Annotated in this window: 13 protein-coding genes; 4 read left to right on the forward strand and 9 right to left on the reverse strand. The window is 47.7% G+C overall.

What is annotated here, in order from left to right:
* Positions 1-12: 12 nt before the first annotated feature.
* From LG323_RS03265 to LG323_RS03275, 3 genes are all read left to right on the forward strand, one after another.
* Positions 13-2535 carry a S8 family peptidase gene (locus tag LG323_RS03265; protein ID WP_404419003.1) on the forward strand — a complete coding sequence of 841 codons (2523 nt, stop codon included), beginning with the start codon at positions 13-15 and terminating at the stop codon, positions 2533-2535.
* Between the two features lie 101 nt (positions 2536-2636).
* Positions 2637-3350, forward strand: a complete 714-nt coding sequence (locus LG323_RS03270; protein ID WP_404419005.1) for a hypothetical protein — start codon at positions 2637-2639, stop codon at positions 3348-3350.
* Positions 3351-3364: 14 nt separating this feature from the next.
* On the forward strand, positions 3365-4024 hold the full coding sequence (locus LG323_RS03275) for a hypothetical protein (protein ID WP_404419007.1): 660 nt from the start codon (positions 3365-3367) through the stop codon (positions 4022-4024).
* 267 nt (positions 4025-4291) lie between these two features.
* Here the strand turns inward: LG323_RS03275 and LG323_RS03280 are convergent.
* The 9 genes from LG323_RS03280 to LG323_RS03320 form a co-directional block, all read right to left on the reverse strand.
* A protein-coding gene (locus LG323_RS03280; protein ID WP_404418845.1) for an IS3 family transposase occupies positions 4292-5460 on the reverse strand; the annotation gives its coding sequence in 2 pieces (ribosomal slippage) (positions 4292-5208 and positions 5208-5460; 1170 coding nt in all).
* A 29-nt stretch (positions 5461-5489) separates the two neighbouring features.
* Positions 5490-6644, reverse strand: a complete 1155-nt coding sequence (locus LG323_RS03285; protein ID WP_404419009.1) for a restriction endonuclease subunit S — start codon at positions 6642-6644, stop codon at positions 5490-5492.
* Positions 6637-8379 (reverse strand): type I restriction-modification system subunit M, encoded by a 1743-nt coding sequence (locus LG323_RS03290; protein ID WP_404419011.1) that lies wholly within the window; start codon positions 8377-8379, stop codon positions 6637-6639. Before LG323_RS03290 ends, LG323_RS03285 begins: the two co-directional genes overlap by 8 nt.
* An 89-nt stretch (positions 8380-8468) precedes the next feature.
* Positions 8469-9227, reverse strand: coding sequence for an NYN domain-containing protein (locus LG323_RS03295; protein WP_404419013.1), 759 nt, complete (start codon positions 9225-9227; stop codon positions 8469-8471).
* An 18-nt stretch (positions 9228-9245) separates the two neighbouring features.
* Entirely contained in the window at positions 9246-10592 is a 1347-nt protein-coding gene (locus LG323_RS03300) for a DUF4236 domain-containing protein (RefSeq protein WP_404419015.1), read from the reverse strand.
* Between the two features lie 266 nt (positions 10593-10858).
* Positions 10859-12154 (reverse strand): hypothetical protein, encoded by a 1296-nt coding sequence (locus tag LG323_RS03305; protein ID WP_404419017.1) that lies wholly within the window; start codon positions 12152-12154, stop codon positions 10859-10861.
* 436 nt (positions 12155-12590) lie between these two features.
* Positions 12591-13064, reverse strand: a complete 474-nt coding sequence (locus LG323_RS03310) for a hypothetical protein (RefSeq protein WP_404419019.1) — start codon at positions 13062-13064, stop codon at positions 12591-12593.
* 35 nt (positions 13065-13099) lie between these two features.
* Positions 13100-13714, reverse strand: coding sequence for a hypothetical protein (locus LG323_RS03315; protein ID WP_404419021.1), 615 nt, complete (start codon positions 13712-13714; stop codon positions 13100-13102).
* A 279-nt stretch (positions 13715-13993) separates the two neighbouring features.
* Positions 13994-14665, reverse strand: coding sequence for a heavy metal-binding domain-containing protein (locus LG323_RS03320; RefSeq protein ID WP_404419023.1), 672 nt, complete (start codon positions 14663-14665; stop codon positions 13994-13996).
* A 667-nt stretch (positions 14666-15332) separates the two neighbouring features.
* On the opposite strand from LG323_RS03320, the gene amt reads away from it, so the two are divergent.
* On the forward strand, positions 15333-18740 hold the full coding sequence (gene amt / locus LG323_RS03325; RefSeq protein WP_404419025.1) for an ammonium transporter: 3408 nt from the start codon (positions 15333-15335) through the stop codon (positions 18738-18740).
* Positions 18741-18752: the final 12 nt, after the last annotated feature.

The raw sequence follows: 18752 nt of genomic DNA on the forward strand, positions 1-18752 counted from the left end.
GGAAGGTAAGCTATGGCGGATCGGAAACCGCATCTATTACTCTCTGGATTTGGTAAACAGGAAGATTTTCAATCCAGAAACCAGGGAAGAAGTGGCCAGGCTCCCTTGCAAAACCGGGTTCTTCATGGGCAGGCACTGGCTCAGCAATATGCTGATGCACTGACGCACCATCAGGCCCGTAAATCTGAATCGACTGCATCTATTACTGACGAAACCGGTATTTACGTAGAAATAGTTGGTTTTCCTAACCTTGACCTGCCACTGGATAGATTGGATAACCGTGATTTTCAGTTACGTGCCTTTAAAATAGTTCATAATCAAGAGGTTGCAATCCTCTTCATTCCTGAGAAACGCCGCAGTGCTTTCCAGCGCAAAATAACTGAATACCTGAATCAAAGTAACCCAAAAAGCGGCCTTCCTAAGCACCAGCCCCTGATCGACAGTATCGCTGAAATCAAACTCGCCAGCCTGCAATCCTTCTGGACAGATGATCCCAAATACTTCCCGGAAATCCGGCATCAAACCGTCTGGTGGGAGCTTTGGCTGAAAAAACGCCCTAATGACTCTCAACCTAATGTTATCGCTCGGCAACTGGCAGAGCGGCTGGGTGCTCAACTTGGAAATACTTCACTGAGTTTTTTTGGCAGCTTTGTTATTTTGATCAAAGCATCCGCTGAACAGCTTGAATCAGCACCTGAACTGATCGCCAACCTCGAAGAACTCAGACGCGCCAAGGAAACTCCCAATGTCTTCATTTCCATGTCTCCCAAAGAGCAGCATGACTGGGCCAGAGATCTGAATGCCCGAATCAAGATGGATGAAGACAGCAGCACTGCCATTGTCATTCTGGATGCGGGGGTCAATTACAATCATCCCTTGCTTCAACAGCTCACGGGTCAAGAACTGGCTGAAACCTGGCATCCCAGCTGGCCAAATTACGATGAATACCTGCCAACACAACCCCTTGCTCACTACAACGACCATGGCTCCAGACAAGCCGGGTTGGCTGCACTGGGTGAGCTTGATCAGGTACTGCTCAGCCAAGAAGACATTCAGGTTGCTTACCGAATAGAATCAGGCCGAATTCTTCCTCCAACTGGTAGTAACGACCCTGAACTTTATGGAGCCATTACTGTTGGCACTGCTTCCAAACTCGAAGCCAATAATCCCTTTATCTCCCGTATTTACTCACTGGCCGTGACCTCTGATCCTGAATCAATCGGCGGGATGCCCTCCTCCTGGTCTGCCGAAATTGATCAATTTGCTTTTGGTCTGGAAGATGATTTACAACGGCTTTTTGTCATATCCGCTGGTAACAATACGCAAATCAACGCCAGGCTAAGCTGTTGGGATCAGGTTAATCTTGCTCAAATTGAAGATCCCGCCCAGGCATGGAACGCCCTAACTGTTGGAGCCTACACAGAAAAATCCACCAATGACGAGGAGGACTTCGTAGACTGGTCACCCTTTGCTCAACCAGGCAGCCTCTCTCCTGCAAGTCGGTCATCCGTTAATTGGGGCTGGAAAAAACAGGCACCCTACAAACCAGACGTTGTTGCTGAAGGTGGCAACTACTTGTTATCACCGGATGGTCAGGAGGTTTCAGATGCTGACACGGTTTCTTTATTAACCACTTCAGGCCGAACCAGCGGGCAATTGTTTGAAAATGCTAAAGACACCAGTGCAGCCAGTGCTTTGATATCCCGCCTGGCCGCACAACTGATGTCTGAACGACCGGATTACTGGCCGGAGACCCTACGTGCTCTGATTGTCCATTCTGCTGAGTGGACGCCCAGAATGTGGGAACATTTTGGGCGATTGCAAAAAGACCACACCGCGACCAATGCCGCAAAGGTGATGTTGCGTTCTGCTGGCTATGGTGTCCCCAATCTTGAGCGGGCAAGATACAGTGCCAACCATGCCCTGACTTTGGTCGTGCAAGACACCTTGCAGCCTTTCACCAAGGTTGAAAACACTGCATCGAAAGACCCTAAACTGAACGAAATGCAGCTCTATCAGTTGCCCTGGCCGATTGAAGAATTGCGCAAACTACCCCCTGAGCTGGACATTAAACTCCGAGTAACCCTGTCTTATTTCATCGAACCTAATCCTGGCCGCAGAGGCTACCGCCAGCGTTACAGCTATCAATCTCACGGTCTGCGTTTTGCTGTCATTCGACCCAGCCAGACTTTAAAAAACTTCCGTGCAGCCATCAACAAGGTTGCCAATGATTCTGTAGATGACTATCAAGGCGTTGAAGGTGATAACAGCGGCTGGCTACTTGGACCCACACTCAAAACCCGAGGCTCTATCCATTCGGATACGTGGAAGGGTGCTGCCGCAGATCTTGCTGACATGCACACCCTGGCTGTTTACCCTGTTGGCGGCTGGTGGAAATATCGTGCGGGGGAAGAGCGCTGGAAAAACACTATTCGCTTCAGCCTCATCGTCAGCATTGATGTACCGGATACGGAAGTTGATATCTATTCAGAGGTTGAAAACCTGATTCAAACCAGCGTAGAGGCAGCTCCGTAATATGCGTTATGGTGACTTCTCCTGCTGCTAGGGTTCGCATTCCGTGAGATAGAAGCCACTTGAAAAACTGAACACTGCCCACTTTTAAAAGGATACTTCACATGCTTCAAGCGATTCATCAAGGGAAGAGTAAAATCTATCGCAGATATCTTGGAGAGCGAGATGGCACCGAAGCCAGAGTGGCTGAAGAAGATGAGTTGACCGCCCTTTTGCTTGGTCCCCTCCAGTTCATGCCAGAAAGAAATGCAGCACTCTTCTGGCACCAGCTTTTACTTGAGTTTGAAGCACCGAATTACTGCCCAGACACTTCACCAGAAGGTGTTTGCATGAAATTCTGGCCTTCGTTCTCCGCTGGACCAGGGCAGCGTGTCGAACCTGACTTGCTTGTCGAGCTGTCCTGGTCTGATGGGAAGACCTTAAAGCTGATTGTCGAGCTGAAGTGGCGTGCTCCATTGAGCGGGGAGCACCAACTGCATCGCCAATGGCGGCACTGCCTCACCAATAAAGAGCAAACCGCCGCCTACCATCTTTTCATTGCACCAGAAACCAGTGAAGCACAGGCTGCTTTGAGTAGCGATGCTGGCGACATCTGGAAAGGACGCCTGCTGAGAATCAGCTGGTATGAGCTGATGGGTTTATTTGATCAGTCATACCTTGAGTTAGGCGCTTGGCCAGAAATGATGGCCCATACATTGGATTGTTTGGGCATACATCGATTCAAGGGCTTTGGATCACTCAACAGCGCACCGGAAATTGTTTTCTCAGAGCAGCGTCCAGTTTTCTGGAGCAGCCCCATCCATTCATCAGAAACTTAAAAGGAATGACCACCATGGCACCAACGGCTGGTGTGAACCTGCACAATAGCGTGAAGCTGATCAAGCAAGCTGGAAAAGAAATCAATGCGCTAGTCGCTATGATCAAAAATGAAATCAACAGCGCGATTGAAAAAGATCAACTTGGCTGCAATGCCTACACACATGGACGCGGCTGGTCCGAAGAGTCTTATCTGGATGATGAAAACTATGTATGTGAGTTTTACTCTGAGGTGCTGCCTCTGCAAAAAACCAAAAGGAACAGAAAAGAGGCACAAAGGTATTTAATCATTCAGGTCAGCCTGGACGGTGAGGGCATGACCCATGAAGAAGCGAATAATCATGAGCCACTGATTCATATTTCTTTATGGGATGCGCCTGTCGACTTAAATGATGGGCAATACATGTCACTGCTTTTAGAGCATTTTGATGGTTTTTCAGTGCAGGAAAATGTTTTACTCAACTGGTATCCCGAAGTTGAGTGCTGGACTGAGCAATCCTGGACTTATTCACTGATTCTTACGAGCCTGAACACCCCCAAAGATATACAGAAAAAAGTGATCAACCCTATTCGCAATCTGATGAAAACTGGCGATCCGCTCAGTGCAAGGCTGGATAAGCTGGATGGCATTGTCAAATACAAGCTACTGCGGGAAGGCGTGCTTCAGGTTCTGTAAAACCAATCAAACCAGCCACCAGAGCTTTGTGCAAAAGGTCTGGTGGCTTAACAAGGATTCAGGCTTCGGCAGTTTCTGGAGTATCCACCTGAACACGGACTTTGCCGGTGAGCAGGTCTTGCATCAGAGCTTTTTTAAGGCTTGCTAGTTCATCAAGCTTCTGTTGCCTGCTTGCAAGCAAAGAATCAACGCTTGAAATTGAGCCACTTATTAGACGTTGCTCATTAACTGGAGGGATGACGTGGTCAAGGTTTTTGTGACACCCAGTTAAGCCGCCTCTTTCACTTCCGACCACTGCTGCTCAAAATGATTTGGGCTCATATAGCCCAGATAGGAGTGCAGCCGCCTGCCGTTATAGAACATACTGATGTACTCCAGAATGTCCTGTTGGGCTTCATGGCGTGTCTGGTAACTCCTCCAGTGCACCCGCTCCTGCTTCAGGCTGCCAAAGAAGCTTTCCACAACAGCATTGTCCCAACAGTCACCTTTCCTGCTCATGCTGCCTCGGATGCCGTGGGCTTTCAGTAAACGTCGGAACGCTTTGCTGGCATACTGGGAACCCCGATCCGAATGGTGGATTAACCCGGCCTGGGGTTGTCGTTGCCACAGAGCCATCTGCAAGGCATCGCAAACAAGCCTCGACTTCATTCTTGAACTCATGCTCCAGCCCACCACCCGGCGTGAACACAGGTCGATGACAACAGCCAGGTAAAGCCAGCCTTCCTGCGTCCAGATGTAGGTTACATCGGAGGCATAAGCCTGGTCAGGCTGAGGCACATCAAACTTGCGCTTGAGCAGGTTGTCGAAGACCGGATGACCATGGTTGCTGTTGGTCGTGGCCTTGTATTTCCTGCGCTGACGGGCCTGAACACCCGCCTCACGCATTAGTTTTCTGGCCTTGCTTCGGCTCACCGGGTAGCCGAGTGCATTGAGTGCTCGCTGCATTCGACGGCTACCATAGACATAGCCTGCACTCTCGGCAATGTTCTTGACCTCTTCCAGCATTTCCTGACGCAAAGGGTTATCCGGGCCATTCTCCAGACGCTTCTGGTACTGGTAATAGCCATTGCGACTGACACCCAATACCTGACACTGCAGGCTGATGGGGTAGGCATTCTTGTGCTGGGTGATGAACGAATATTTTATTTCGTTTCGGCTGCAAAGAATGCCGTCGCCTTTTTTAATATATCTCTTTCCATTTCAAGGCGTTTGACCTGGGCCTTGAGCTTTCTGAGTTCTTCCTGCTCGGGGGTCAGCTTGCCATTACCACGAAAGGACTGACCCTCATCAGACCGGTGTTCCTGCACCCAGCGCCCCAGCATCTGGGAGTTGATGCCCAGGCTTCTTGCGGCTTCAGTTCGGGTGTAATTCTGTTCAAGCACCAGACTGATGGCATCCAGTTTGAATTCTTTGGAGTATTTCTTGCGTGTTGTCATTGCTTTCACCTCAGTTAAGTTGATTATGCTTAACTGGGTTGTACAAATCCATTAGACCACCTCAGGACTTTTAAAATGATTTTACTGCAATCAGGTACACGCAGGTGAGGTGTTGTGCTTCCACCACTTAAATCCGAAAGCTGCAACTGGCAGTATTCACTCTGCAAGGAATAAAGTAAAAACTGGTTAAGCATCTTGCTTTGATCGACCCTATAAACCATGGTACGTTGACCAAGAAACAGTCCTTCTGCATTTTCCAGAAGGCCACACTCACCAACAGGAGCTTCACGTGTAAAAATCAAGTCGCCCTTTTCAAGCTTTAAACGCCTTGTCCAAAGGTCAAATGTCTTGGAGGTGACATAACGCAAGTTTTCAGTTTTGACTCTACCGTCACGCACATTCGTGGTTCGAATCATTCTGTATGGGGTTGCATAGTTAACAACCGGAGCAGTCTTGTTTACACAGTCTACAATGTGGCTGCAAACCTTACTAATCTCTTGAATACTCCACCCCGCTGGTATCCGCCCCACGGGTGAGTCTTTGAACTCGGTGTGCGGAACGCCGCCCGGCCCAATGCCTTTGGTCAGCAGCTCTTGCATCATGCCGGTTTTCAGGTCTTTGAGCTTGTCGATCTGGGTGCGTGTTTTTTCGATCACCTCATCAACGGATGACAGAATGGCAGCGATTTTGTTCTGTTCGGGGAGTGGGGGTTCAGGTACGAGTAGATCACGCAGTAGTGCGATACCCAATGATGAACGAGTTGAACCTGTAAGAAAAAAATTTATCTGTGCTTGTGTAGGTTGAGATCTCAGACAGTGAACAAGGAACTTTTTGTCTACTTTGCCATTAGGTTCAACGATCGCTATAGTCGGCGATATCGTGACTTTCCGGTTAAAGCGCTTAAAATCTATGATCTTGCCTATCGATGCCACTCGACCAAATCCAATAGTATTGTCTGTTATTTGGTAACGTTGGATATGCTCATCGAAAATTTCACTTGGCACCTTACGAACCTTATTTTCACGAACATTACCAAATTCATCCAAATCCCCGATACCGGCAAAAGGGATTCCTTGCGGGTCTTCTATTGGTGCCCGATGGCTAGGGTGCGGATCAATTACTTGTGCTATTGCACCAACTACCACTCGCTTCCACTCCTTGGGTGCTTTTATAAACTCACTCATATCCCAACTCCTTGAGATACCCTTTCATCACGCTTTCCGCTTCTGCGACCTGCTGATCCAGTTCTTTTAGCGAGACTTTGTACTTATCCCACCAGCGTTCCACCTGGCTAATCACGGCTGAGGTATTTTCAGCATCGGGGGCTTGCTGCTGGATGATGTCACGCAGTTGTTCTTTGCTTTCAATGCTGTGTTTGAAGTCAAAGTAGTCGTTATCCCTGCGGTCAAAGATGCAGCTGACATCAAAGTCGATCAGGATTTCTTCACGGATGTATTCGCTTTCCACTTCCCGCACCGGGATGCCGCCATGCAGCAGGGCACGAACGTCAAAGATTTCCGGGGGTGGGCTGGTGTCGGCGTAGCGGCGGATGTTCAGGTTGTAGTCGTTTTCGGCAATTTCATCCAGGGGCACGACCCTGGAGTAGCGTTTGATTTCGGCATAGTCGTCAAAAGTCTGGACGATTTTTTCAATGTCCTGCTGACGCAGCTTGTTTTGGTTTTTGCCTTCTTCGTATTCCAGCTCACTGTTGATGAAGAGCACCCGGCCCTTGCGCTCAGCGGGCTTGTCTTTGTTGATGATTAACAGGCAGGCGGGAATGCCGGTGCCGTAGAAAAGCGCTGCGGGCAGGCCCACCACGGCTTCCAGCAGGTCGTCTTGCAGAATGCCCTGGCGGATGGCCTTTTCGCTGGCACCCCGGAAGAGCACCCCATGCGGCATGACCACCCCCATCATGCCTTCAGCATTGAGACTGGCGATCATGTGCTGCACAAACGCCAGATCCCCGGCATCCTTGGGCGGTGTGCCATAGGGGAAACGACCATAGGCATCGTTAGCCGCTTCTTCCTTGCCCCATTTTTTCAGGCTGAAAGGCGGATTGGCGATGACGCGATCAAAGGTCATGAGTTCGCCACCCTGGGTATGCTGAGGGTCGCCCAGGGTATCGCCCTTGCGAATATCCGCACTGTAAACACCGTGCAGGAACATGTTCATCTTGCAGATGGCCCAGGTGTTGAGGTTCATCTCCTGCCCGAACAACGACAGATTGGATGGGTTTTCACCATTTCTGGCCAGGTGGTTACGGGTTTGCACCAGCATGCCACCGGAACCGGCGGTGGGATCATAAATCCGCATTCCGGCATGGGGGTTGAGCAGGGTCACCAGCAGCTGCACCACTTCCGAGGGGGTGTAGAACTCCCCGCCCTTTTTACCGGCACTGTCGGCAAACATCTTGATCAGGTATTCGTAGGCGGTACCCAGCAGATCTGGGCGCTCAAAATCTTCATTGCGCAGGCGGTAACGGCTGAAATGGCTGAGCAGGTCACGCAGCTTTTTGTCGGACAGCTTGTTTTTGATGTTGAAGTCGATCGACACCAGCACCCCTTCCAGCGAGGCATTGGATTCTTCAATCGCTTCAGTGGCCTTGTTCAGCTCTGCACCTATGTCGTGCTTCAGGTCTTTGATCGCACCCCAGCGAGCACTGGGCGGGATATAGAAGGTTTTGTCGTACTCATCCTCATCATCAGCCAAATCACGGGCCTGGGCTTCGCTCTTGCCTTTTTCCAGGTAATAATTCACCACCCCTTCCTGAGCTTCCTCAAAGGCATCCGACAGGCGCTTCAGGAACATCATGCCGAAGATGTAATCCTTGTACTCAGACGCATCCATATTGCCGCGCAGGATATCGGCGGCCTCCCAGAGAAAGGATTCCAGTTGTTGCAGAGTGATATTGTGGCTCATTGATGATTCCGTTAACTGCAATGGTGGAGGGGAAAAGATCGCAGGAGTTTAGCCCTGTGGGGGATGGGGGTCAAAGCTACGGCTGTTGTTTAACCCTGATTTGCTCGCAGATCACGGACATAGAGGCCAGCGCCCTTCTTTTCCTTGCATTCAAAAAGATCGATAGCTCTAACCAAGTCACCCAGCTTTTTATAGCCGTAATTACGCGGGTCGAAAGGCTCCTGGTTTTTGATCAGACTCCCTACAGTACCCAGGAATGCCCAGCCCTGTTCATCTTTTGATGTATCGATGGCCTTACGCAGAAGGTTCATCAATCGGGTATCGGATTTCAGCTCGTTAGGCGTTTTGCGCTGGTAGCTATTCCCCGCTTCTTGCTGATCATTGCTCTCAGCTACTTCACTACCTGTATCCAGCTGCTCCAGAAACAAAAAATCGCTGCAAGCACGGGTAAAAGGCGCAGGTGTTTGTTTTCGACCAAAGCCAATCACCGGCAAGCCTTCAGCCCTTAACCGCATGACCAGTGGCGTGAAGTCAGAATCACTGGAGACCAAGGCAAAGGTATCGACCTTGCCACCATAAAGCAGATCCATGGCATCTATCGTGATGGCCATGTCTGTGGCATTCTTGCCTTTGGTTAGATCAAACTGCTGGATGGGTGTAATGGCATACTCATGGAGGCAGGCTTCCCAGTTCTTGAGGTATTCACTTTTCCAGTTGCCGTAGGCCCGTCGAATATTGGTTTTGCCATACTGAGCCAGCTCTTGAAGCACTGCCTCTATGCGGCTACTGGAAGCATTATCCGTGTCGATCAAAAGGGCTATGCGCTGCTGAGAATCTGACTTGGGCATTTGTATTCCTTTTTCTTGTTAACTTTCCAGCGGCTGAATTGGTTTAAAAGCATACCGCCCACTCATGTCCCTCACCAACTCAAAAGCATCCAGGGCGAAGATGGGGTCCACTTCTTCCAGGTTGTCGAAGTTGATTTTTTCAAAATCTGAACGGGCCACACGGGCGGATAGCAGGTAGTCATCTTCTTCATGCCCGGTGGCCGGGTTCAGGCGTTGGCTGTAGCCGGAGATGATCAGTTGCTGAAGGCTGGGCAGGCTGGCGAAAGCCGTACCGATGATGCGTAGAAGAACGCCATGCAAATGACGAGCGTATTCGTTGTTGAGTTGAGTCTGACTTTTGGTCTTGAGCACCAGGCGCAGCTCTCTGGCTCCAAGACGAGCTTCTTGATCGGGAAAGCCTTCGATTTCCGGGAGATCCACATCCAGCTTTAAAAGCTTGTTGTCGGTATCCAGGTCAAAGTCGATCAGGGTTTCTCGGGGCCAATCAAGAGCGTCCAGTTCGGCTTGGATCACCTCGGTCATTAAGTCCGGGTCGTTATTCAGGCGCTCAAAAAAGCTGCCATCTTCCACCCGCTGCTGCTGGTCATGGGCTTCCTTGCGCTGCCGCCATGCAGCCAGGTTTTTTTCATATTCCAGAATGCTTTCAGCCTGTTGGTTGTTCAGCTCATCCACTTCCTTTTCCCAAAGTTCATGGGCCGATTTCCACTCTGTCATGGCTTGTTGCCAAGCATCCAATAATCGTTGCTTACGGCCTGGAAGGAGACGATCAAAGAAACCGATGCGGGGCTCTTCTGGTTGTTCCGGTTGAGCGGGTGGCTGCTCAAGTTGCGGCTTGCGCGGTTGCAGCTCGGTGAAGGGCTCCACCTGATATTCAGGGGGTGAACTGTTCGGGGCCAGGGTATCCAGATGCGGGTTCAGCAACAGATCCATATCGCCATTGATGCGATCCATCTGCTCTTCCAGCCAGTCCTGAATGTCTTGCTCAAAGTCTTTTAACAACCGACGACGCAGGGCTGGGTCAACGGGTTGGCCACTGGCATTGGCCACGACCAGCTGACCCCGGTCATCCAGTGACAAGATGACTTCAGCCAGGTCCGGGTTGTTCTCCCTGACTAGTTGCTGGTTCCTGGTGCGATGCTGACGTTTTTCTTCCTGCTCAACCCGGCGGCGATGCGCCGGGCTTTTGTCCAGGCGGGTGCGGTAAGACAGGCCCGTACCAGGCAGACCCACATTGCCATGCACCCCACGCTTACCTGCAGTGACCGTTGCACCCCTCACCCCGGCAGAAAGACTGATGCCCGTTTTACCCAGATTCAGGCGAATACCGGGTGCAATGCGGATCGTGTTACGAAAACGAAAAGCCATGGATGCCTCCTTGCAGTGGCAGTATTAAAATTTGCAGTGGGGTGAAAATATGCTTTATGTCAGCGTCCCAGCACCAAGGAAAGAAACTTAATCAGACTGGGTGTTCGAGTAAAGATCCTTGGCGCAGCTCCAAAACACCATGGATCAACCAAGCATTATCGGATGAATATCTGAAAAAAGCTGGTTTGGTGTCACTGCGCGGTGGATGCGGTGCCACATGCAGGGTGTTGTGGGGGCTGGGCGGCTAGACACCCCCGGCTACCCGATTAGGTGCCGGGTTCAATTGGTTTGGCCTTAGTGAGCTTCTTAGGGTCAATTTCAATGGAAGAATCTCCGGCTTTTAGTTTTACCCCAGAAGCGCTCCCCATTAACGCGGATGCCAACTGATCAGCAGGATGTTGAACCTGTTCAACCTTTTGACCTTCATTGACAAACAAATTTCTCGACAGGCTCTCCAGTAATTCGGTAGGAATGGCTGTTCCTTTCGCATCCTTCCATTCCAAGCTCGTTTCTACAAGCCAGCTCGCTCTTTCCATATCAAGCTCAAATTGCTTCATATAAAACTCAGATTGTGAGTGCAGCTCAAACCATCGATTCATCCACCTGATTAAAAACACAACTGAAGCAACTGCGCCACCTGTATATATAAACTGTTTAACGCTTGCAATTAAAATCTTGCTCATATCAGATGATCTGAGGATTTCGTAGAATTCTAGAGCGGAAACAGAACCCAAGAAAACAAAAATTGCAATTAACCCAATCATGGCTACAGCAATTGGTTTTCTTAGCTTATTTGTCCCTTCAGTCAAACTAAATTTGTCCTGTCGAGCCTTTATCTCTCTAAGTATATCTCTTCGAATTTCACGCCGTGCGTGAGTGTTATTGCTGTCATCAAGTTTTTTTCTTTCTTCTTCTAAACTCTGTTCCCTTCCCGTGATTTTAGATTCTTGTTCCTCTATCTTTTTATCAAGCTCTTTTCTTCGGTTTTCAAATTCGTCTTCTAGGTTCTTTATTCGTCTCTGGTGATCATCATCTAGTTTTAAGCGGTAGTCGTGAGTTTTCTTAATGAGTTCTTCATTCAGAAGCTCAAGCCTTTCAATGCTTGAGTTATGAAGAGCCTCAAAGTGGGCCTGCTCCTCACTCATGCTGCCAGAAGCTGATCTCTTGGGGTCGAACGCTTTCAGCTTCTTGTTTATGACTGAAACTACTTCAATCACTTCTTCGCTATCACGGCTTCCCTGATTCTGATTCTGGTTCTGCCGCATTACTACTTCATCGTATATTCCAGATTTTTCCTGAGCCGGGTAACCTCCACCACGATGGAACGTAATCGGTAAACCCGGCCAGTTTAGTGAAATCGTCTCGATGATAGCGGAATTCTTTTTAAGAATTAATTCCAGAGAACTCGGCAACTCCCCGTCAAGATCTACCGCACCTATGTTATTAAATCCCAGTGCATTTATGCTTATCTGGGTAACACCGGTAATCTTCGCAAGATCCTTGAAGCAGGCAATTAGTACCTTATCCGAAGCTCTTGGAATTTTTATCCTCTGATCTGACACAAATCCTCCTAATCTTGCCTACTTGAAACACCTAACCAGGTTGTAGAAAAACCTCAGCCTAAAAAATTGATAATTTTTTGAACTAAAAATACCGACCCTACGTGAATTCTGCAGCACTTTTCACCATCAATAGCTTCAGAATTTACGCAGAAGCGAAAAATAATCTCAAAAACTTAAACCTTTTAGGTTTATCTACAGCCTGAACGAGGTTGTAGAAAAACCTCAGCATAAAAAATTGATCATTTTTTGTACTAAAAATGCCGGCCCTACGTAAATTCTAGAGAACTTTTCACCATCAATAGCTTCAGAATTTACGCAGGAGCGAGAAAAATTCTCAAAAACTGAAACCTCTTAGGTTTTTCTACAGCCTGAACGCCGTGCTAAGGGGCCATAGCTGCGGAGGTCCCAGTGAGCAAAGCGAACGAATTGTGCCTTGTTAGGTGCTTACACCCTCTAGTCGAAATTTTGCCATATTTGAATGTATGGAAGAAGACAGGCTTTCAGATTTATCAGCAATAACCATTATTTCATCGTAGTCGATACTCTTGTTCTTGTTTTTTTCCGAAATTATTCTTTCACGCCAAACAGTGTCACTTGTTTCCTCGTCATAAACTTGAAGAACAAGAGGGTTGTGGGCAATCAAATTTCGTTTTTCTAATAATTTTCGAATTTCTTCTAGGTTATTCAGAAATTCAGTTTTATTTTCTGTTTCAAGATTTTTAGGACTAACCAAATCGATTAATACTTCAGTTCTTTTAGCTAATGGCATACTTTTTAAAAACTTCGCGATAGTCTCTTCAGCGAATGCATCAATACACTTGTATGTACAACTTTCTATACTTCCGAATGCAACAAAAATTCTTCCAATTGCTACCGCCCACTTGTGATCTAAATCTACGAGCTTTACCACCGCAGCGTGCTCCTTGGGTCCATTTTTATACGAATTTACTTAAATAGGTCTTGATTATTTGCTGTTTCCCTAGCTTTTAAAAAAGCTGCTTCAATACCCTTTGCTGCTGAAAGGAGCTTTTTCATTTCAACAGTCTCTATATAAATCGTCGCCTTGTAAAATTGATTATTTCTATCAACAATATCGACTATTAGATCAGTTTGATTTCCGCTATTTGCAGAAAAAAACTTGAGACCCATTTGCCCTTCATCGAAGGCAGAGCTGTTTTTTTCGCAATGACCATATCTGTCAACTCCAAAACACCCAAGACCTTTTGTGGTATCAGCCTTACTTTTCTTCGCTACTTCAGACCAGTCAATTGCTTTTGATACTGCGTCTGTGAACTTTTCTTTAATTGATTTTGTATTTTCAACCATTACCGTTGCTGTGCTTAATGCGGTATTTACTTTGAAGAAGATGTATTCACTATTTCGCTCATCAACTCCAACCCAGATACTGAAGTCACGTTCTATCCACCGGTTTAGCATTTCATTGTGTTCTCGGCCCTTCACCACGTCCCCAACTCTGTAGATGTTGAAGGCCTTCGCTGCGCTTGAAATAGCAAGCAACGAAAACAACAAAACGAAGGTAGTCGCCAATCTTCTATTCATTTCTTGTTTTTCTCCTTTTCGCATAACGAGCTTGTAGAAAAACCTCTTTCCAGCCAGCTTTCCCTACAACAGCTCGTACTCTGTTGTTCATTTTCGGTTACCGGTTTTTGTCGGCAACCCTTAGTTGATTCTGTATCTTCGGCTTTTTCAGGCTTTATCCTCTGTAAGCTAGTATTTATGCAGCTTGCAGCACTTTACTTTATTCAGACCTGGTTCGAACCCTTTTTACTGATGATTTTTGATCAAGAAATAGATATTTAAAATTATAACCAATTATGATTAGCTGTCAATTTTCTCAACAACCACAGCTGTGCCTGAAGCAACTAAAAATAGCATTGACTTACCAGCACCAGAAAACTCACTGTAATCCAGGTCGACTCCTATAACAGCGTTGACACCAAGTTTTGCAGCCTCAGACTTTAGCTCATTTAAGCAAGTGATACGTGCATCCTTCAAGACATTTTGAGTGGACTTATTTCTTCCACCAAAAAAATCAGATACCCCTGCAAAAAAATCCTTGAAAATATTCATCCCGAAGGCACATTCAGCCGTAATAATATCTACAGTCTTTACAATACGATAACCTTCAAGTGTTGGGGCTGTCGTGATTTGCATAAATTTTTTGCATTCTTCAAAATTATCTTCAATTTCTAATTTAGATCTGCTGATTTCTAATCTAGATTTGCTGATTGCATTTCTAATATAAAAACCTGCATCTTTAGCGATAAGTGATATCCCCACCTTACCACTCTTAACTGCAATATCAAACCTGACACCATCCCTTACAATATCAAGTACACTATCATTCTCATCTGAGATCAAACCTATAAAAGTATCAAAACTTTCAACCCGCTGGCCGTTTACTGCGACAATAATATCACCTTCTTTAATTCCTGCTACCGCACCGTTACCATTTATATCGGCAATTTCTTCTACAAAAAGTGCTTTCATTGATCATAATCCTTCATCAGTTAGTTTTACTAAAAAAGAGAAAACCTATTGAGTATCTAAGTTCAACCAAGTCTCCCTAATTATTCACTGATAAAACCGTGCATGCACAGTTTCCAATGTTTGCTTTGCTCACTATCTCCGCAGCTGCATTCCCAAATTATTGAATGCATTGCTCTTTTTGGATTTGTCTGCGTCCTTTTGAGCATGGCTGACAAACAAAGTGTGCGTGCCTGGATTACAGCTTTCACGCTACCGCCTCAGGAGATGGGGTCATGGTGTGACTCGCATCCTGCGGTGGTGGGGTGATTCCTTTGTTCCCCTTTCTATCAAAGCCTTGCCTCTGGAGCAAGCAACCTGTTCTTTTTCTGCTTGTTTCTTGATTTGTCTTTGCTTCTCGCTTTGCTGTATAAATATCAGTATCAGCCCTTTTGGAGACTTTTCAATGGTGAGCTGACGGTCAAGCAGAAGGGGCTGACCTGGAGATCTTGGGTGTGGAGGCCTGTTTTTTGTGCCTTGATTTCAGCCTACGCACCAATAATAATCCGGTATTTTTAAAGGTTATTAGGCTATTTCCCCTTCTCGTCTCTGAAAAGCAACAAAATCCCACTAAAGGCATAATACTTGCATCAATACTGTTTGCACCTTCCTCTTTAAAAAGGATGCAAACATGAACGAAGTGGAACTGATTAATGCACTCTGGTTGTTGATGGCTGCTGTTCTGGTTCTGACAATGCAAGGAGGCTTTCTTTGTCTCGAATCGGGTTTGACCCGAAGTAAGAATGCCATCAATGTTGCACTAAAAAATGCCTTTGACCTTTTGGTTGTGGTTGCCCTTTATTGGTTGCTGGGCTTTAATTTGATGTTTGGCAGCCATCAACAGGGTTTTATGGACACCCAGTGGCTGGCTCCCGATTTTTCACAGAGCAGCTTCTGGGAAGCAGGTTTCTTCTTTTTCCAACTAACGTTTTGTGCCACCGCAGCAACGATTGTTTCAGGTGCCATAGCTGAACGCAGCCGATTCATTACCTATATGGCTCTGACCATACTGATTGCAGCTTTTATCTACCCTCTGGTTGGCAATTGGTCCTGGAGTAGTGCTTTTAGTCCTACAGGTGGCTGGCTTGAGCAGCTGGGGTTTGTCGACTTTGCAGGAAGCAGTGTGGTTCATAGTGTCGGTGGCTGGGTAGCCCTGGCCGCCATTATCGTCCTCGGGCCCCGAACAGGTCGTTTTGTCAAAGGCAAGCCCCAGGACATACCGGGCAGCAATCTACCCTTAGCCATGCTGGGGATGCTCTTCTTTCTTGTGGGTTGGCTGGGTTTCAATGGTGGCAGCACTCTGGAATTCAATGCCCAGGTGCCCGGAATTATCGTCAACACCCTCATGGCTGCCGCTGCAGGCGGGATCACTTCCCTGCTGCTCGCCAATACCTGGCTGCATGGGCAACAGGTTACCCCTTTAACCATCAATGGCACTCTGGCAGGACTGGTCGCCATTACCGCAGGTGTTCATGCTGTCTCCACTCCAGCAGCGCTACTGATTGGTTCAATAGGCAGTCTGGTTATGCTGCTGGCTGACCGTTTACTACTGAGACTGCAATTGGACGATGCCATTTCAGCGATACCGGTTCACCTTGCAGCAGGCATCTGGGGCACCCTGGCTGTTGCCATTTTTGGACAACCCGAACTCCTGGGGACTGGCCTGAGTCGCTTGGCTCAGCTACAGATTCAGCTGCTTGGTATCCTGGTTATCGGCCTCTTCAGTTTTACTCTGGCTTACCTTTTTTTGATCATCTTAAAACGTTTTATAACCCTGAGAGTCACAGCTGAAGGAGAAGCGGCCGGTCTGAATGTTTCCGAACATGGCGCGAAAACCGAATTAAATGAACTCCTCCAGGCCATGAGCGAGCAAGAGAAAACAGGCAATCTCCAACAGAAAATGCCTGTTGAACCCTTTACAGAAGTTGGGCAGATCGCACGTCAGTACAATCAGGTAATGGACAAGCTCAACCGCATGATCACTCGCACACGGCTGATTGTCAGGGATATACGTGATGGCGTGATCACCTTTACAGAGCAGGGTATCATTACCAGTGTAAACCCCAGTGCAGAGCACCTGTTCGGAAGCACCGCTGGTCGACTGACCGGGCAGCCAACCCAAAATCTTCTGCACTCTTCCTGTCAGAATCTCTACCCCTATTTAAAACTGGAGCAACTTTTACCGCGACTGGCGGCCGGGCACAATGAAGGGCCTCACGAGCTACTTGCACAACACCAGGATGGGCACAGTTTTACCATTGAAATCACCACAGCCGCCAGCCCCACAGAAGGCGGTGTTCAGTACAGCGCGGTCATCCGGGATATTAGCGAACGTAAACGCATGGAGGAACAGCTACACAGGCATTCCGAGCTGGCTCAGGTAACGCTGGAAGCCATTACTCAGGGGGTTATCACCTGTGATCAGAATATGCACACAGTTTACCTTAATCCGGTAGCAGCCAACTTACTGGGTTGGACTTCAAAAGCCGCATTTGGACTCCCGGTTCAGGATTTATTTGAACTGAGCACGGCAGAAGGCGAATTAATGACTGTTGAAGCCATTTGCAAGCAACAAAGCAAACAAACATTGAAGCTCACCAGTCAAAAGCAGCAAGTGCTGGATATTGAGCTGAATCCAGCCAGATTGCATGATGACAAAGGTCAACCTATGGGCTGGGTTTTAGTCTTTCAAGACATCACCCACAGCAATCGTCTTCAGGAACAACTTAATTTCCAAGCCATTCACGACAACCTGACCGGATTGATCAATCGCCGGGAATTTGAACAACGTTTACATCGCTTGGCTGAAGATTTTAAAACCGTCGATCCGGATGCGGAACATCTTCTCTGCTACCTGGATCTGGATCGGTTCAAAATCGTCAATGACAGCTGCGGACACCAGGCCGGAGACCTTCTGCTCAAACAGTTGGCCCGACAGTTACAGCCACTGTTGAGGGAAAGTGACACTTTTGCCCGCCTGGGAGGTGATGAGTTCGGCATACTGCTCAAGTATTGCTCGGTAGAAAAAGGACTGGAAATTGCTGAAAGGTTACGCCTTGCCGTTGATGCATTTCGTTTCACCTGGGAGCAGCAGACCTTTACTCTTGGTGTCAGCATAGGTCTGGTTCACTTGAATGCACAGCATCAGGGTATTGATGAAATCCTCAGCCAGGCGGACTCAGCCTGTTATGCAGCCAAAAACCTTGGCCGCAACTGTGTTCATCTTTACGCTCCTGAAAACAAGCAAGTGGAATACCAGCAGCAACAGGTCCATTGGGTTAACAGAATTCAGGAGGCGCTGGAGAAGGATCAGTTTCGACTTTATCAACAAACAATCCAGCCACTGAATGAGGATGAGCAAGAGAGCAAGCACTTTGAAATCCTGTTGCGCCTGCAGGACTCTGAAGGACAGGTTATTCCACCTGGTGCTTTTATTCCTTCTGCAGAAAGATTCAACATGATGCCACAGATTGATCTCTGGGTGATTCGCAACACCCTGGCATGGATGGGAGATCAGCTACAGCAGTCCAACCTGCCTCTTTACTGCTCCATCAATTTGTCAGGTGCCTCCATCGGTAATGGCACCTGTCTGGAAGAAATCCGAAAAAATATTGAAAAACACCGTATTCCAGCCCACTACATCTGCTTTGAAATTACCGAAACCACGGCCATGGCTGACTTGTCGAGAGCCCAGGATTTCATTTCCAGGCTCAAAAAGCTTGGCTGCCGTTTTGCACTGGATGATTTTGGCAGTGGTCTTTCTTCATTCGGTTACCTTAAACAGCTGGAAGTCGATTACCTGAAAATTGATGGCATTTTTATTCGTGAACTCGCGGAAAACTCGCTTGACCAAGCCATCGTGGCATCCATCAACAACATCGGTCACCTTCTGAAATTACAAACGATTGCCGAATTTGTTGAAGATGCCGCTATTCTGGACGTTTTAAAACAGCTGGGTGTTGATTTTGCACAAGGCTATCACCTTGGCCACCCTGAACCTTTGGAAAAACTGGGCAATGTCAGCCTGATGCCTCGATAATTGGGCTCAACC

This window comes from Marinospirillum sp., from assembly GCF_044810985.1.
GTDB lineage: Bacteria > Pseudomonadota > Gammaproteobacteria > Pseudomonadales > Halomonadaceae > Marinospirillum.

Coding starts and splice junctions, on each gene's coding strand:
- LG323_RS03275 (WP_404419007.1), top strand. CDS start 3,365: ATGGCACCAACGGCTGGTGTGAACCTGCACAATAGCGTGAAGCTGATC.
- LG323_RS03295 (WP_404419013.1), bottom strand. CDS start 9,227: ATGCCCAAGTCAGATTCTCAGCAGCGCATAGCCCTTTTGATCGACACG.
- LG323_RS03315 (WP_404419021.1), bottom strand. CDS start 13,714: ATGAATAGAAGATTGGCGACTACCTTCGTTTTGTTGTTTTCGTTGCTT.
- amt (WP_404419025.1), top strand. CDS start 15,333: ATGAACGAAGTGGAACTGATTAATGCACTCTGGTTGTTGATGGCTGCT.
- LG323_RS03320 (WP_404419023.1), bottom strand. CDS start 14,665: ATGAAAGCACTTTTTGTAGAAGAAATTGCCGATATAAATGGTAACGGT.
- LG323_RS03300 (WP_404419015.1), bottom strand. CDS start 10,592: ATGGCTTTTCGTTTTCGTAACACGATCCGCATTGCACCCGGTATTCGC.
- LG323_RS03285 (WP_404419009.1), bottom strand. CDS start 6,644: ATGAGTGAGTTTATAAAAGCACCCAAGGAGTGGAAGCGAGTGGTAGTT.
- LG323_RS03270 (WP_404419005.1), top strand. CDS start 2,637: ATGCTTCAAGCGATTCATCAAGGGAAGAGTAAAATCTATCGCAGATAT.
- LG323_RS03290 (WP_404419011.1), bottom strand. CDS start 8,379: ATGAGCCACAATATCACTCTGCAACAACTGGAATCCTTTCTCTGGGAG.
- LG323_RS03265 (WP_404419003.1), top strand. CDS start 13: ATGGCGGATCGGAAACCGCATCTATTACTCTCTGGATTTGGTAAACAG.